Genomic DNA, 16,917 nt, shown 5'->3' on the forward strand with positions numbered 1-16,917 from the left:
TGTGGTCATATATATGAAAATACTTAGTGGACAATCTACTATGAGTTTTTAAATTGTTTATAAGTTAAGCTATTTTGACTCTAAGACATTTATTTATATATAAGACTCGCAATAACCAAAAAGTAATTAACAAAAAGATATTGTAATCATTTAATGTTTTGTAGTTAATATCTTGAGGGATAATGCAATTAAAGTTGTACCAACGATATAATCGAAACACATTTTAACCTTAGGTTTTTCAAAGATGATTTTTATGTAATTAAAGACCAAAGTACATAAACTAAACCATGTGATTACAGTTATTATAAATAGGATTGAAAATATTGCTACTTGGATACTTTGGTTACTTTGATGGTTTATAAATTGAGGTAATATACTAATATAAAATAGAATTGCTTTTGGATTTAAAATCATAGTGATGAATCCTTGTTTATATGACTTAAATAAATCGGGTTTTTCTGTATTTAAGCCATCTGATTTATCATACTCAAATTTGTGCGCATTCAGTATGTTTTTCAAACCAAGATAAATAATGTAAGGCTGCACCTAATATTTTGATTAATAAAAATATAGTTTGTGAACTTACGAGTATAAAAATAAGTCCAAGTGTTGCTAATGTAGCGTAAATTAAATGGGCACTGGCGATACCTAATGTTGTGGAAATACCGCTTTTAATGCCACCATGTGTACTGTTTTTTATAACTGCAAAAAAACTAGGCCCCGGTACGATAAGTATGAGTAATGACATAATAATAAAGTTAATCCAATGATTCATATGAAATTCCCCCTTATATTGAATTTTAGAAATGAGTTACACCTTGTTTTCATGTTAATTTAATAATATGCAAAATCAAATAAATTAACAACTCATTCAAATAAATAGTTAGCTGTTTTTTAAATTGCGAAAATGGGCGAAATGGTTGGTTGGAAATAGTAACGACAGAGAAACAATAAAAAATATTCAAAGGCTCTACGTTCTAATAAACGTAAAATATACAGATTTAGTGTTTGGCTATTGTTTCCATTACAGTGATATTTAGTATCATATTCTACAAAATGATTCACAATATATGCTTAATCGTATATGCTTAACGTTACTTACCACTCATATCATAATGTCTATAACTTTCAACATAGTTAAATGGAGGTAGAACGATGGATAAGGTAATGGTTGTTGGGTCTTCTGGATCAGGAAAATCAACGTTTTCACGTCAATTATCAAAGATACTTAAAGTCCCTGTTTATCATTTAGATATGTATTTTTGGAAACCAAATTGGCAGATGATGCATTATGATGAACAAATTAAGATACATAAACAATTGATTCAAAATAATAAATGGATAATTGATGGCAATTATTCAGCGCTATTTGATGAAAGAATTAATGAAGCAGATACAATCATTTTTATAGATTTACCTAGAGTCGTTTGTTTTTACAGAGTGTTTAAAAGATATCTTTCAAATATAGGAAAAACACGTATAGATATGAGAGAAGGTTGTGAAGAAAGATTAACTTTCACATTCTTAAAATATATTTGGCGCTATCCAATTGATAGAAAACCACAAGTGCTAGAAAAAATTAAAATGCAAAGTAACCATAAACATGTATTTGTATTGAAGGGTCAAAAGCAAATTCGAAATTTTTTGAGGAATTGTTAATTTATATGACGCAATATGATTAAAATTCCAGATTTTTCATCTTATACTTAGAAGGTTGAAATATTGATTTTTCTATTAAATATATATCCTATAAAATATATTTAATGATTATATGTGTAGTATATGGTTATTGTATGTTAACGTAAGATAAGACTTTCTCAAAAATTAATTTTTAAGTATTCAATTATATCTACAACTTAGATTATAAAAGTGTTAGAAAACATTTAGCATTACCATATATAAGTATCAAACAGAATTTATTTAAAAGGGGATTCATGCAATGAAGAAATTGCTATCTATCATAGTACCTGTATACAACAAAGAGTTATTTTTAGAATCATGTGTAGAGTCTATTAATAATTTAAATATAAATAAAGAAGCCATTGAAGCAATTTTTGTAGATGATTGTTCTAATGATCAGTCTTTAGAAATAATAGAAGAATTTGTGGCTAAATACAATTTTATTAAATTGATTAAATTAAATGAAAATACAGGGAGCCCTTCGGAACCTAGAAATGTAGGGATAAACAATGCGCAAGGTGAGTATATTACGTTTTTGGATGCCGATGATTGGTTAGACGCAGAAGGATTGCCAACATTATTAAATCAAGCAGTGGATCATCATTCAGATGTTGCATTTGGTCAAAGTGTTAAACATACTGAAAAAGCAATTAAAAAATTAGGTAGGTTTAGCTCGTATAAAGTCGCCAATTATTTAGTTCCTTATGAAATTGAACGTATATTTAGAGCTGTAGGTCCACCTGGAAAAATCATAAAACGTCAAATTATTTTAGATAATAATATAAAATTCAAACATATGAAGTATGGAGAAGATAAGTTATTTTTTATAGATGCGATCTCAAGATGTCAAACGGCGTCGATGAATCCGAGTCCGGTATATCATGTTAACCGTTATTCTTATAACCAATCTTTAGTCGGCGAAACGAGCATTATTGAGAAAACACAATTAAACTTATCTGTTTTAGAAGAAGTACTAAAATTAGATATTCCTGAAAACGCTGAATATCAAGCGATTAGTAGAATTATTGAAATGGATTTTATGTCGCGTTTATTTAATAACAAGCGATTTTTAAATGCTGAAGATAAGCAAGCGTTTTATGATTTGTTTAATCAGATGGAGCGCACGCTAGAAACTCATAGTAAAAATTTAGAATACTATTTATTAAATGATAAATTTAGAAATATCTATCACTTTTTAAAACATGAGTCATATCAGGAATTATGTGATTTCATAAAATTGGTTATACAAGGTGGAAACGCTAAAAAGTATGTTAAAGATAACCAAATATATTTTTTAATGTCTGATAATTTAACAGAAGCGTTACCTATCAAAGAACCCCTTTTCGCAGTTTATGAAGGCACACACTTTATCGATAATGAAATGAAAGAGGTCGTTCGTTTATATAAAGATGATAAAAAGGTAATTAACAAGGTTGTACTGACTGAACTTAATAATGAAATCAATACAATAGATGTAGAATTTGAGGAAAAAAATCAATATATTTATTTTAGGACTGATGATTTGAAGCAATGTGATTTTGATTTCAATATTAGTATTATTTACGATGGTTATAAATTCGTAAACGTCAATATGAACTTACCCAATGCAAATACTACTATAAATCTTAAAAGACAAGGATTTAAAGCAGAGTTCATATCAACAACAAAACCGAAGTCCAAAAAAGTGGACGATAATAAATATTTAACATATAAACCTAAAGCGGTTTCTCTTGTGAAACAAGCCAAACTGTATGATGATGTTGAATTTAAACAACCTGCTCAAATAACCATTGAAATGGGGGAATTAATAAATATTAAATCATTGGTATATACGCGAAACGGGACACCAAGACTTCAGACAGAAAAAGGTCACTATTTAACTGCAAATAAGCAATTTATACAAGCAGTTAATAAATCGAAACAAGCCCAATATATTTATAATCAACCTCGAAGCGTTAACATCTTGAAAAAATGTAAGGAATACTCAAACAGAAAATTCGATGGAGAAGCAGTGAATGTATTATCTGTTAGCGATCATGTAGATATTCAAAAAATTGTATTATCACCTAAGGGGACGCCAAGACTCAAAACTTTTAAAGATACATTTATCACTGCTAATCGTGATTTTGTAGAGGAAAGTTAAGATCCAAGAGATTTAAATTTGGTCCATAAAACGAAAAGTAAAAAAACAAAGCGAGCGACAGAAATCGAATGGTCCAATAACGATTTCATAGTTCCATCTAGCCATTCACTGACTGGCTAAAAAGACTAAGACATTTTTTATGTGCTTAGTCTTTTTTTGTAAATAATGATTAATCTCTAAAACACATTGCTGTTGATGTGCTTATACTGCATTGATTAGGGCATGGCATTTTACTTTATGGCCTCTATTTATCATACTTTTTAAATTAGCATCCATTTTGCGGTTAGATCATGAAAGTAATATTCAATTTCATACTTTAAAATACTAAACAAACTCAAAAGAAATATTTTGTTTACTTAATTTCGCAATATTAAATTGCATATAATATAGTTAGGCATGCGATACTGTTTTGAATTTGAGATAAAAGGACAGTTAAAGCCAATTTATGACTAAGTAAGAAAAATCGCACAATTAAATCACGTCATATCTTATAGTATATATATCGAACGATAGCTAGACGAAATAAGATTTTGTAAATATCGTTCACTACATTAAAAAAAGTCATAATCATCTAATTTTTTATCGAGGGGTGTTTATAATGGAAGGTTTATTCGAAGCAATCAAAAACACTGTACAAGCAGGCATCGCTGGAGACGGCGCGAAATTAGGTACAAGTATCGTAAGCATCGTAGAAAACGGTGTAGGCGTATTATCAAAATTATTCGGATTCTAGTATTATTAATATCATAAACAATGGTCAGGGTGATAACCTTGGCCATTTTTGTGTTATATAAGAATAATATGGAGAAATTAAAGAATATGATATATTTGAAATAAATATATTTAAGCGTACTAGAGGGTGACAAAATGAGAACGAAAAGTTTACTTATAGATTTTGATGACACATTGGTGGATTTTGATGATGCAGAAGCATATGCATTTTATGAAATGACACAACAATTTCAAATAAAGACCAATCAAAATGATTTGCATACATTTAAAAAAATAAATCAGGCACATTGGGATGCTTTTCAAAAGAATGAATTAACTAAAGATGAAGTTTTAAGTAAACGTTTTGAGGCATACTTTCATTTACATCAAATGAAGATAGATGGTAAGTTAGCTGATCAAATCTTTAGAGATGAACTTGCGAATGCACCGATTAAACATTTTGATCAAACAATTGAAACTTTAAAACAATTAAAAGAACATCACGATTTGTATATAGTGACTAATGGTGTTTTAGAAACACAAGAAAGACGAATTGAAAAAACGAAGATAGGCCATTGGTTTAAAGATATTTTTGTTTCTGAACAAACAGGATACCAAAAACCAATGCCTGAATTTTTTGATTACGTATTTAATAAGATAGGTGAAGATAAACGAGGTTACGCAATGATTATAGGTGATTCTATGTCTTCTGATATTTTAGGTGGGAAAAATGCGAATATCGAGACATGTTGGTTTAATCCAAGAAATAAAATAAATGATACGGAAATTAAACCAGATTATGTAGTGAATTCGTTAAAAGAAGTAATCGCGTATGTTTAACCGTTAATTTAATTATTACTAAACGAATTCAAGTCATATAAAATGCCCTTCAAAGTTTTCATTTTTTAATGATTGCTTTGAAGGGCACTTTTCATTTTATTAGGACCCGTTTGATTATGGAGTCCAAACTAAAACATCATGACCATCTCTATTTGTTTCTTCTAAATCTGTAAAACCTTGTTTAATGAAAAAATCTTTAGATTGATTTCGTGCGATGACTTTGATTGGTAAGCCTTGATCTTTGGCAAAATCTAATAAAGATGTACCGTAACCACGATCTTGAAAATCACGTAGCACTTCTAATTTCCAAATCACGTTATAATCATCAAAGCCCGGGAAATGAGTTTCCTCAACTTCACCTTTACGATATAGTGCCATTCGAGCCCCTAAACGATCACCTACATAAATACCATAGAAAGGTGAATCTGAACTTGCATCAATCATTTCTCCTCGAAGTTCATCTACTAAATACAAATCTTTATTACCGAAGTTTCTGAAATCTTCGAATAGTTCGTCTGTTTTATAATTTATATCAAGACGCTTTACACTACTCATCGCATCTTCCCCCTTTGTTATCATTTATTCTATTATACCTTATTTTTATTGTTTTTTCACAAAAACGATAGTTTAAACATATATGTATAGTTGTTTATATTTATAAAAAATAGATACTGAAGTTTTTTGAAAAATGCAGTGATCCAAGTGTGTACTTATTATATAGGTTATTAAAAATTTGAAAATTATAAGCCGTTAAATTGTCAATGATGTATATAAACTTTATACTAATTAGGAATAGAGTATCATAAGGAGAATTACGCATGGATTGTATGATTACAAAACTTAATGAAAAAGATCAATTTATTTCTAAAATTAAAGATAGTGATTCAAAAATAGGACAGTTTTATCACTTTGATGCTATGCAAGAAAAGAGCTATAGTGAACGTTTATCAATGCCGAATAATGGCAGAGAAGTGGCATTAGCTCAAGTTATTAAAAATTACATGAGCGACTTAACATTAACAGAGAAGCAATTGCAAAATATTTCATTATTAAGCGAAGGCGCAAAAGTCATCATAGGTGGACAACAAGCTGGATTGTTTGGTGGGCCTTTATATACTTTTCATAAAATATTTTCTATTATAACGATGAGTGAAAAACTCTCAAAAGACTATAATACAAATGTAATACCAGTATTTTGGATTGCTGGTGAAGATCATGATTTTGATGAAGTAAATCATACTTATGCCTATAATGCTCAAAATGCAAAATTACAAAAAATAAAATATCATACAATGACGCCACCTGAAGCAAGCGTCTCAACATATTATCCTGATAAAGCGCAATTAAAAGACGCGTTGAAACTATTTTTTAAAGAAATGAATGAAACAACACATTCTAAGCAACTGATTGAAATGTGTACGAAGATTATTGATCAGTATGATAGCTGGACGGATATGTTTAAAGCGTTGTTGAACGAAGTGTTTAAAGCATATGGTTTATTATTGATTGACGCAAACAATACTGAATTACGTAAATTAGAACAACCATTTATCCAAAAAATTATTGAACATCATCAAGATGTAGATGCATCATTTAGAAATAATCAACAAAACACGATTGCTAGTGGATTAGAACAAATGATACAGACTGATACGAATGTACATTTATTTTTACATGAAGATAACATGAGACAGTTACTTATTTTTAAAGATAATCAATTTTACCTAAGTAAATCAGATAAATACATGACTAAAGAGGAATTATTACAAATACTTGAAGTTGAACCAGAACGTTTTTCAAATAACGTAGTCACACGACCAATAATGGAAGAATGGTTATTTAATACAGTTGCTTTTATTGGTGGTCCAAGTGAAATTAAATATTGGACGGAACTGAGTGAAGTTTTTAATACATTGGATGTATCGATGCCAATTGTATTACCACGATTAAGAATTAGTTACTTGTATCCACGAATTGAAAAATTACTTAGTCAATATCAATTAAAACAGCGTTCGATTATAGAACAAGGTATTGAAAAAGATAAGGAAAAATTCATACGTGCGCAAGCATCTCAAACATTTGTTGATAAAGTGGAAGAAATTAAGGTGCAACAAGAAAAATTGTATCAATCACTACTAACTGAAGTTGCTGGTAATAATGATAACCAGTTATTAGTAGAGAAAAACAATCATATACACCAAAAACAATATGAGTATCTAATTAATAGGTATTTATTGAATATTGAAAGAGAAAATGAAATAAGTATGAAGCACTTTAAAGAATTAAGTGAAACACTTCATCCGATGGGCGGATTGCAAGAAAGAATTTGGAACCCACTTCAAATAATGAACGATTTTGGGATAGATGTGTTCAGTCCCTCCACCTATCCCCCACTTTCTTATACATTTGATCATATTATTGTTAAACCTTAGATATGAAAGGGATTTACCCGATTCATCAAATTGATGAATCGGGTATTTTTTTACGCTTTTTAAGAAAAATTAGTTAAATCTGTATAATTAGTGGAGGATAGTGGTGAGATGTGGTAAATTATATATATGAGAAGGTGAGGTGATTATAAATGTTCATGGGAGAATACGAGCACCAATTGGATACAAAAGGACGTATGATCGTTCCATCCAAGTTTCGCTATGACTTAAATGAGCGTTTTATAATCACTCGCGGCCTTGATAAATGTTTGTTTGGCTACACTTTAGAAGAATGGCAACTCATCGAAGAGAAGATGAAGACATTACCAATGACTAAAAAAGACGCACGTAAATTTATGCGTATGTTCTTCTCTGGTGCTGTTGAAGTTGAGTTAGATAAACAAGGGCGTATTAATATTCCACAAAATTTACGCCAATACGCGAACTTAAGTAAGGAATGTACAGTAATAGGGGTTTCAAATCGCATTGAGATTTGGGACAGAGAAACTTGGAGCAGTTTCTATGATGAATCTGAAGAAAGTTTTGAAGATATTGCTGAAGACTTAATTGATTTTGATTTTTAAATGGAGGTGCTAAATTGTTTCATCATGTCAGTGTAATGCTTAAAGAGACCATTGATTATTTAAATATTAAGGAAGATGGCGTGTATGTCGACTGTACATTAGGTGGAGCAGGCCACGCACTCTATTTATTAAATCAACTCGGAGACGAAGGTAGACTTATTGCGATAGATCAAGATACAACAGCTATAGAAAACGCAAAAGAAGTATTGAAAGAACACTTACATAAAGTGACCTTCGTCCATAACAACTTTAGAAAAATAACTGAAATTTTAAATGATCTGAATATTGAAAAAGTAGATGGTATTTATTACGACCTTGGTGTTTCTAGTCCGCAACTGGACGTTCCTGAGCGAGGTTTTAGTTACCATCATGATGCAAAACTGGACATGCGTATGGATCAAACACAATTATTATCTGCTTTCGAAGTAGTAAATGAATGGGAATTCGAAAAATTAGTCAGAATATTTCATCGTTATGGCGAGGAAAAATTCTCTAAACAAATTGCCCGACGCATAGAACAAAATAGAGAGCAAAAGCCAATCGAAACGACATTAGAACTTGTAGATGTTATTAAAGAAGGTATTCCAGCTAAAGCAAGACGTAAAGGTGGACATCCAGCTAAAAGAATATTCCAAGCAATTAGAATTGCTGTAAATGACGAATTATCGGCATTTGAAGATTCATTAGAACAAGCAATTGATGCAGTAAAAGTGAATGGTAGAATTTCAGTCATCACATTCCATTCATTGGAAGATCGGTTATGTAAACAAATGTTTCAAGAGTACGAAAAGGGGCCAGATGTACCAAGGGGATTACCAGTAATACCTGAAGCATACACACCTAAATTGAAACGCGTTAACCGTAAACCTATTATCGCAACTGACGAAGATCTTGAAGAAAATAATCGAGCGCGTAGTGCGAAGTTACGTGTTGCAGAAATATTAAAATAAGGAGTGAATGTTGAGTGGCAGTAGAAAAGATATATCAACCTTATAACGACATAGAGACACAAATACCTGAGTCGCCACCGTCGACCCAGACCAAAACCGTAAAACGCAAGGTAGTAGTTCAACTTACAAAGTTTGAGAAGATGTTATACATAGGACTAATAACAGTAATTGCTTTAATAAGTATATATATGCTATCTTTAAAAATGGATGCGTATGATACTCGAGGAAAAATTGCAGATTTAGATACAAAAATCGAAAAACAATCAAGTGAAAACAGCGCAATAGAATCTGAAATTAAAAAGAACTCTTCATATGAACGCATTTACGATAAGGCTAAAAACGAAGGAATGAGCCTTAAGAACGACAATGTAAAGGTAGTGCGTAATAATGGCGAAGCGAAAAATTAGATTTAAAAAACCCAAATTTCAAATAAAACAAAGTAAAATAGGGGCAGTCCTACTCATCCTTGGATTCGGACTGCTCTTTTTTACGTTGGTTTTAAGATATTCATATATTATGTTGACCGGACATTCTTCTGGTGAAGACTTAATAATGAAGGCAAATGAGAAATACTTAGTAAACACCCAAGAACAACCAGAACGAGGGAAAATTTACGATCGAAACGGCAAGGTATTAGCTGAAGATGTTGAACGGTATAAAGTAGTTGCAATTGTTGATAAAAAAGCAAGTGAAGGTAGCGATAAACCTAAACATGTAACTGACAAAAAGAAAACTGCGAAAAAATTAGCTACCGTTGTTGATATGTCGGCTAAAGAAATTGAAGATAAATTAAATAATAAAAAAGCTTTCCAAGTTGAATTTGGTCAAAAAGGTACAGATTTGACTTATCAAGAAAAAGAAAAAATAGAAAAAATGAAACTTCCAGGTATCACACTATATCCTGAAACCGAAAGATTTTATCCTAATGGAAACTTTGCGTCTCATTTAATCGGTATGGCACAAAAGAATCCAGACAATGGAGAATTAAAAGGTGCTATGGGCGTAGAGAAAGTTTTTAATAGTTATTTATCTGGTCAAAAAGGTGCATTATCTTATATTCATGATATTTGGGGATATATAGCGCCAAATACTAAGAAAGAGCAAACACCTAAACGCGGTGATGATGTTCATCTTACACTCGATTCGAATATTCAAGTATTCGTTGAAGAAGCATTGGATGGCATGGTAGAACATTACAAACCAAAAGATTTATTTGCAGTAGTGATGGACGCACATACTGGAGAGATATTGGCGTATAGCCAAAGACCAACTTTTAATCCTGAAACTGGTAAAGATTTTGGTAAAAAATGGGCAAACGACTTGTATCAAAATACGTATGAACCGGGGTCTACTTTTAAATCATATGGTTTAGCAGCAGCTATTCAAGAGGGTAAATTTGATCCAGATAAAAAATATACAGCTGAACCAAGAGAAGTAATGGGTTCAAAAATTTCTGACTGGAATAAAGTGGGTTGGGGTAAAATCCCAATGTCGCTTGGTTTCACTTATTCTTCAAATACATTAATGATGCATTTGCAAGATTTAGTAGGTGCAGATAAAATGAAGGATTGGTACGAGAAATTTGGTTTCGGTAAGTCGACAAATGGTATGTTTGACGGTGAAGCTACAGGCGGCATTGCTTGGGATAATGAAGCTCAACAGAAAACATCTGCCTTTGGTCAATCTACAACAGTTACCCCAGTGCAAATGCTAAGAGCACAATCAGCATTCTTTAATGATGGTAATATGTTGAAACCATGGTATGTTAACAGTATTTCAAATCCAGTAAGCAAAGATACTTTCTTCAAAGGTAAGAAAGAATATGCAGGCAAACCGATAACTAAAGATACTGCTAAAAAAGTTCGTACTGAATTAGATAAAGTAGTTAATAGTGAGGATAGTCACGCGAAAAATTATCAAATTGATGGTTATGATGTAGCTGGTAAAACAGGTACCGCACAAGTAGCTGACTCAGATAACGGTGGTTATGTTAATGGAGAAAATCCTTATTTTGTTAGCTTTATTGGTGATGCACCTAAAGATGATCCAGAAGTGATTGTTTATGCTGGTATGAGTTTAGCTCAAAAAAATGATCAAGAGGCATACGAAATGGGTGTCAGTAAGGCGTTCAAACCAATTATGGAAAACACATTGAAATATCTAAATGTTGGAGATAAAGAATCTAAAGACAAGTCAGATGTTAAATATAGTGAAGTGCCTGAAGTTGAAGGTCAAGAAACTCAAAAAGCGCAAGATAAAATGAATAGCAAATCGTTAGAACCAATCGTTATTGGTGACGGTGAGAAAATTACAAAACAATCGGTAACTGCAAATAAAAAAGTATTACCAAACAGTAAAGTCTTGTTACTCACTGATGGCGATATAACAATGCCAGATATGTCAGGTTGGACAAAAGAAGAAGTGGTAGCATTTGAAAATCTTGCGAATGTGAAGATAACGACTAAAGGTAGTGGATTTGTTTCACAACAATCAACAACCAAAGGTCAGAAAGTAAGCAAAAATGATAAGATTGAAGTAACTTTATCTTCAGAAGCTATTGATGGTCAGTCCTCAGAGAAGCAAGATAGTGAAAAAGATTCGAAAGATAGTAAAGATTCATAGCACATAACGAATACGGTATTACATTGATATTATCATGCATACCGCTGTACTAAATTGAGGTTTTAAACAATAGTGCGAATATTTTAAAGTGGAGTCAACACTGTGGAATGTTCGCCTATGACCTCTATACATAGTTTTAAACACTCAGCATAACGACATAATCCAATTAATTAAGTATATAAAGGAGCATAATATGGTTTATCTACTCGCAATCATCGCACTTTTAATCACATTTATATTAGTCCCAGTATTAATACCGACATTGAAAAGGATGAAATTTGGGCAAAGCATCCGAGAAGAAGGTCCTCAGAGTCACATGAAAAAAACAGGTACACCAACAATGGGGGGACTCACTTTCCTAATTAGTATCATCATAACTTCAATTTTAGTGATTATTTTTATAGATAATTCTAATCCTATTATTTTATTGTTATTTGTAACAATTGGATTTGGTTTGATTGGCTTTATAGATGATTACATTATTGTTGTAAAGAAAAATAACCAAGGCTTAACTAGTAAACAAAAGTTCTTAGCTCAAATCGCGATAGCAGTTATATTCTTTATATTGAGCCAAGTGTTTAATTTAACGGACTTTTCAACAGGAATTCATATACCATTTATCAATTTTGAAATTCCTTTGTCAATTGCGTATGTAATTTTCATAGTTTTTTGGCAAGTTGGTTTTTCAAATGCAGTTAATTTAACAGATGGCTTAGATGGTTTAGCAACTGGACTATCAATTATTGGTTTCGTTATGTATGCAATTATGGCTTATTTCCAAGGTGCAACATCTATTGGTTTATTCTGTATTATCATGATTTTTGCATTATTAGGATTCTTACCATTTAACTTAAACCCTGCAAAAGTATTTATGGGTGACACAGGTAGTTTAGCCTTAGGTGGTATCTTTGCTACGATTTCTATTATGTTAAACCAAGAACTTTCATTGATATTTATTGGATTTGTATTCGTAGCTGAAACATTATCAGTGATGATACAAGTAACATCATTTAAATTAACAGGTAAACGTATTTTCAAAATGTCACCTTTACATCACCATTTCGAACTTGTCGGTTGGAATGAAACTAAAGTAGTAACGGTATTTTGGACAGTCGGTCTAATTACAGGACTAATTGGTTTATGGATTGGAGTGAGTTAACATGCTTAAGTATAGAGGATTAGAAAATAAAAATGTTTTAGTCATTGGACTAGCAAAAAGTGGCTATGAGGCAGCGAAATTATTAAATAAACTTGGCGCAAATGTGATTGTGAATGATGGTAAAGATTTAAGTCAGGATGCACATGCAATTGATTTAGAAAATGAGGGTATTAAAGTCATTGGTGGAGAACATCCATTGTCTTTACTGGATAGTCATCCCATTATTGTGAAAAATCCGGGGATTCCTTATACAGTACCTTTGATAGAAGCGGCTGTTGAAAAAGGTTTAACTATTTTAACTGAAGTTGAATTGAGTTACTTAATATCGGAAGCACCAATTATAGGTGTAACGGGTACAAATGGTAAAACAACTGTGACTTCATTAATTGGAGATATGTTCCAAAAAAGTAGAGTGACTGGGAAATTGTCTGGTAACATTGGCTATGTGGCTTCTAAAGTAGCACAAGAAGTGACTGCTGACGATTACTTAGTGACTGAATTATCATCATTCCAGTTATTAGGCATTGATCAATATAAACCTCACATTGCTATTATTACAAATATCTATTCTGCGCATTTAGACTATCATGAAACTTTAGACAATTATCAAAATGCCAAAAAGCAAATTTATAAAAACCAAACTGAAAATGATTATTTAATATGTAATTATCATCAACGCCATTTAATTGAATCAGAGACACTAAGAGCAAAAACGTATTATTTTTCAACACAACAAGAAGTTGATGGGATATATGTTAAAGATGACTACATCGTTTTCAAAGGTTTTAGAATTATCCATAAAGACGATTTAGTATTACCAGGAGAGCATAATTTAGAAAATATTCTTGCTGCTGTATTGGCTGCGCTGCTTTCAGGTATATCCGTTAAAGCCATCATTGATAGTTTGACTTCTTTTTCTGGCATTGAGCATAGATTACAATATATTGGCACGAATAAAACAAATAAATATTATAATGACTCTAAAGCGACGAATACACTTGCGACACAATTTGCATTGGATTCGTTTAAACAACCAATAATTTGGTTATGTGGTGGCTTAGATAGAGGAAATGATTTTGATGAATTAATTCCTCATATGAAAAATGTCAGAATGATGGTCGCTTTCGGTGAAACGAAAGAAAAATTTATCAAATTAGGTGAAAGTCAAGGAAAGTATGTAATTACAGCAAACGACGTGCAAGATGCTGTTGATAAAATTCAGTCAGTTATAGAGCCAAACGATGTTGTGTTACTTTCTCCGGCTTGCGCAAGTTGGGATCAATACAATACTTTTGAAGAGCGAGGAAATAAGTTCATTAAAAGTTTCCAAGCAAATTTACCTTCTTTTTAAAGGGTGTGAAAATGAATGGCTGATAAAGTAAAAGAATTTGATTCGGATTATTTGAAAGAAAAAAGAGCAAAACGACGAAAAAGACAGAAACAAATTCAATATTCAATATTTGGTGTTTTGTTATTCATCATCATTTTAATCTTGATTTATATGTTTACACCCTTAAGCAAAGTTAATAGTGTGAAGATAGCTGGAAACGATAATGTTTCTAAAAGTACGATAGATAAAGCTATTAATGTAAAAAGCAGTTCACGAATGTATACGTATAGTACTACAAAAGCTAAAAACAATTTAGAAGACAATGAGCTTATCAAAAGTGCAGAAGTTAAAAAAGTTTTTCCAAATAAACTATCCGTTAAAGTGACTGAAAAGCAAATCGTTGCGATGGTTCAAAAGAAAGATAATTATGTGCCAATTTTAGAAGATGGATCAGAGTTAAAGAATTATGATGGAAATGCGACGGATGATGGTCCAATTCTTGAAGGGTTCGAAAAAGATAAAAAAGAAAAAATTATTCATGAATTATCAAGCATGCCAGCAAATGTGAGAAGCATGATTGCAGAAATTAAATACGATCCTCAAGAAAATGCGCAAAGCCAAATCAAATTATTTACAACAGATGAAATACAAATAGTAGGTAATTTAAATACAATTACTAATAAAATGAAGTATTATCCACAAATGTCGCAATCCTTAGAACGTGATGAATCTGGTAACTTGAAAAAATCAGGGTATATTGATTTATCAGTAGGTGCATCATTTATTCCATATAGTGATGGAGGTAGTACAAAATCTACGAGTGAGCAAAATGTACAGAAAAAAACAAGCGAAGAAAATGAAGCAAAAGATGAGTTGCAAAGTGCATTAAATAGAATTGCAGATAAGTCAAACGAAAATAATTAAAAATTTAGACAAATACATGTGTTTATAGTTCACAAGCGTTAAAACGTATTGTAAACTGTTAATAGTGTGAACTTGAATAAGTGATTGTCAGGAGGTGCCTATCTATGGAAGAGCATTATTATGTAAGTATAGATATCGGTTCATCAAGTGTTAAAACAATAGTGGGCGAAAAATTTCACAACGGAATAAATGTGATAGGTACAGGACAGACCTACACAAGTGGGATTAAAAATGGTCTTATTGATGACTTCGATATTGCGAAACAAGCGATAAAAGATACAATCAAAAAAGCCTCTATTGCTTCAGGAGTAGATATAAAGGAAGTCTTTTTAAAACTTCCAATAATCGGAACAGAAGTATTTGATGAGTCTAATGAAATAGAATTTTATGAAGATACTGAATTAAATGGTACGCACATTGAAAGTGTGCTTGAAAGTATTAGAGACAAAAATGATGTACCAGAAACTGAAATTATTAACGCATTTCCAATTAAATTTGTTGTTGATGGCGAAAATGAAGTTTCTGATCCAAAAGAACTGATTGCAAGACATAGTTTGAAAGTTGAAGCAGGCGTCATCGCAATTCAAAAATCAATTTTAATTAATATGATTAAATGTGTTGAGTCTTGTGGAGTAGATGTACTAGATGTTTATTCTGACGCATATAATTATGGCTCAGTGCTTTCTGCTACTGAAAAAGAATTAGGTGCTTGTGTAATTGATATTGGTGAAGACATCACACAACTTGCGTTTTATGAACGTGGAGAATTAGTTGATGCAGATGCTTTAGAAATGGCAGGTCGTGATATTACTGAAGATATAGCCAAAGGGTTAAATACTTCATTTGAGACTGCTGAAAAAGTTAAACACCAATATGGACACGCTTTCTTTGAATCTGCATCGGATCAAGATATCTTTACTGTTGATCAAGTAGATAGCGAAGAAGATGTTCAATTTACTCAAAAAGATTTAGCAGATATTATCGAAGCACGAGTTGAAGATATTTTCTTCAATGTATTTGAGGTTTTACAAGACTTAGGACTTACAAAAGTAAACGGCGGTTTCGTAGTTACTGGTGGTTCGGCTAATTTATTAGGAGTCAAAGAATTGTTGCAAGATATGGTGAGTGAGAAAGTTAGAATTCATACACCATCACAAATGGGAATTAGAAAGCCTGAATTCTCATCAGCAATTTCAACAATTTCTAGTAGCATTACTTTCGACGAATTGCTAGATTATGTTACAATTAGTAATCATGACAGTGAAGAATTCGAAGAGGAAGTCATCGAATCTGATGAAAGAGAACACAGTACAAAATCAAGCGGATTTGATTGGTTCAAGAAAAAATCGAACAAGCAAGATGATGAACTTCAAGCTACTTCTTCAGAATCAACTCGAACAAAAGAACCTGTTGTTGATGAAGAAGAACCAGAGGTATACGACGATGAAGTAAATGTCGACCACGATGAAGAACGTAAACCTCAGGAAAAAGAAGAAGGTAAATTTAAAAAACTTATGAAATCTCTATTCGATTGATTGGCCATTA

At 31.6% G+C, this 16,917-nt stretch carries 14 protein-coding genes and 1 pseudogene; 13 read left to right on the plus strand and 2 right to left on the minus strand.

The genetic code is table 11. The features are described from left to right. Window positions 1-150: 150 nt before the first annotated feature. Window positions 151-775, minus strand: a pseudogene (locus ACM595_RS01265) (LysE family translocator). 380 nt (window positions 776-1,155) lie between these two features. On the opposite strand from ACM595_RS01265, the gene ACM595_RS01270 reads away from it, so the two are divergent. The 4 genes from ACM595_RS01270 to ACM595_RS01285 all read left to right on the plus strand — a co-directional run bounded on the left by ACM595_RS01270 (window position 1,156) and on the right by ACM595_RS01285 (window position 5,374). Next, a complete protein-coding gene (locus ACM595_RS01270) occupies window positions 1,156-1,659 on the plus strand; it encodes a DNA topology modulation protein (protein WP_002483555.1) in 504 nt (167 codons plus the stop codon). A gap of 280 nt (window positions 1,660-1,939) precedes the next feature. Then, window positions 1,940-3,823, plus strand: coding sequence for a glycosyltransferase family 2 protein (locus ACM595_RS01275; RefSeq protein ID WP_075339739.1), 1,884 nt, complete (start codon window positions 1,940-1,942; stop codon window positions 3,821-3,823). Window positions 3,824-4,421: 598 nt separating this feature from the next. Beyond that, window positions 4,422-4,556, plus strand: a complete 135-nt coding sequence (locus ACM595_RS01280; protein WP_002483553.1) for a beta-class phenol-soluble modulin — start codon at window positions 4,422-4,424, stop codon at window positions 4,554-4,556. 134 nt (window positions 4,557-4,690) lie between these two features. Further along, a complete protein-coding gene (locus tag ACM595_RS01285; RefSeq protein WP_041080405.1) occupies window positions 4,691-5,374 on the plus strand; it encodes a YjjG family noncanonical pyrimidine nucleotidase in 684 nt (227 codons plus the stop codon). Between the two features lie 114 nt (window positions 5,375-5,488). Here ACM595_RS01285 and ACM595_RS01290 read toward each other — a convergent pair whose 3' ends face one another. Next, window positions 5,489-5,929: an N-acetyltransferase gene (locus ACM595_RS01290; RefSeq protein ID WP_037538588.1), complete on the minus strand. Its 441-nt coding sequence runs from the start codon at window positions 5,927-5,929 to the stop codon at window positions 5,489-5,491. Window positions 5,930-6,192: 263 nt separating this feature from the next. Here ACM595_RS01290 and bshC point away from each other — a divergent pair, with 263 nt between their 5' ends. From bshC to ftsA, 9 genes are all read left to right on the plus strand, one after another. After that, window positions 6,193-7,806, plus strand: a complete 1,614-nt coding sequence (gene bshC / locus ACM595_RS01295) for a bacillithiol biosynthesis cysteine-adding enzyme BshC (protein WP_115338575.1) — start codon at window positions 6,193-6,195, stop codon at window positions 7,804-7,806. Window positions 7,807-7,955: 149 nt separating this feature from the next. Then, on the plus strand, window positions 7,956-8,387 hold the full coding sequence (gene mraZ, locus ACM595_RS01300) for a division/cell wall cluster transcriptional repressor MraZ (RefSeq protein ID WP_069825830.1): 432 nt from the start codon (window positions 7,956-7,958) through the stop codon (window positions 8,385-8,387). A gap of 35 nt (window positions 8,388-8,422) precedes the next feature. Next, a complete protein-coding gene (gene rsmH / locus ACM595_RS01305; RefSeq protein ID WP_232010405.1) occupies window positions 8,423-9,337 on the plus strand; it encodes a 16S rRNA (cytosine(1402)-N(4))-methyltransferase RsmH in 915 nt (304 codons plus the stop codon). A 14-nt stretch (window positions 9,338-9,351) separates the two neighbouring features. Next, window positions 9,352-9,744 carry a cell division protein FtsL gene (gene ftsL, locus ACM595_RS01310; RefSeq protein WP_037538581.1) on the plus strand — a complete coding sequence of 131 codons (393 nt, stop codon included), beginning with the start codon at window positions 9,352-9,354 and terminating at the stop codon, window positions 9,742-9,744. Continuing rightward, complete coding sequence (locus ACM595_RS01315) at window positions 9,725-11,959, plus strand: penicillin-binding protein (RefSeq protein WP_041080410.1); 2,235 nt, start codon at window positions 9,725-9,727, stop codon at window positions 11,957-11,959. The genes ftsL and ACM595_RS01315 overlap by 20 nt, the downstream gene beginning before the upstream one ends. A 193-nt stretch (window positions 11,960-12,152) precedes the next feature. Continuing rightward, window positions 12,153-13,118: a phospho-N-acetylmuramoyl-pentapeptide-transferase gene (gene mraY / locus ACM595_RS01320; protein ID WP_115338574.1), complete on the plus strand. Its 966-nt coding sequence runs from the start codon at window positions 12,153-12,155 to the stop codon at window positions 13,116-13,118. Window position 13,119: 1 nt separating this feature from the next. Next, on the plus strand, window positions 13,120-14,469 hold the full coding sequence (gene murD, locus ACM595_RS01325; RefSeq protein WP_002483544.1) for a UDP-N-acetylmuramoyl-L-alanine--D-glutamate ligase: 1,350 nt from the start codon (window positions 13,120-13,122) through the stop codon (window positions 14,467-14,469). A 15-nt stretch (window positions 14,470-14,484) separates the two neighbouring features. Then, window positions 14,485-15,372, plus strand: a complete 888-nt coding sequence (locus tag ACM595_RS01330; RefSeq protein WP_002483543.1) for a cell division protein FtsQ/DivIB — start codon at window positions 14,485-14,487, stop codon at window positions 15,370-15,372. 104 nt (window positions 15,373-15,476) lie between these two features. Further along, window positions 15,477-16,907, plus strand: coding sequence for a cell division protein FtsA (gene ftsA / locus ACM595_RS01335; RefSeq protein WP_037538572.1), 1,431 nt, complete (start codon window positions 15,477-15,479; stop codon window positions 16,905-16,907). The last annotated feature ends 10 nt before the right edge of the window (window positions 16,908-16,917 follow it).

The sequence above is a fragment of the Staphylococcus sp. LKG3-1 genome, from assembly GCF_048568385.1.
GTDB classification, from domain to species: Bacteria; Bacillota; Bacilli; order Staphylococcales; family Staphylococcaceae; genus Staphylococcus; species Staphylococcus saprophyticus.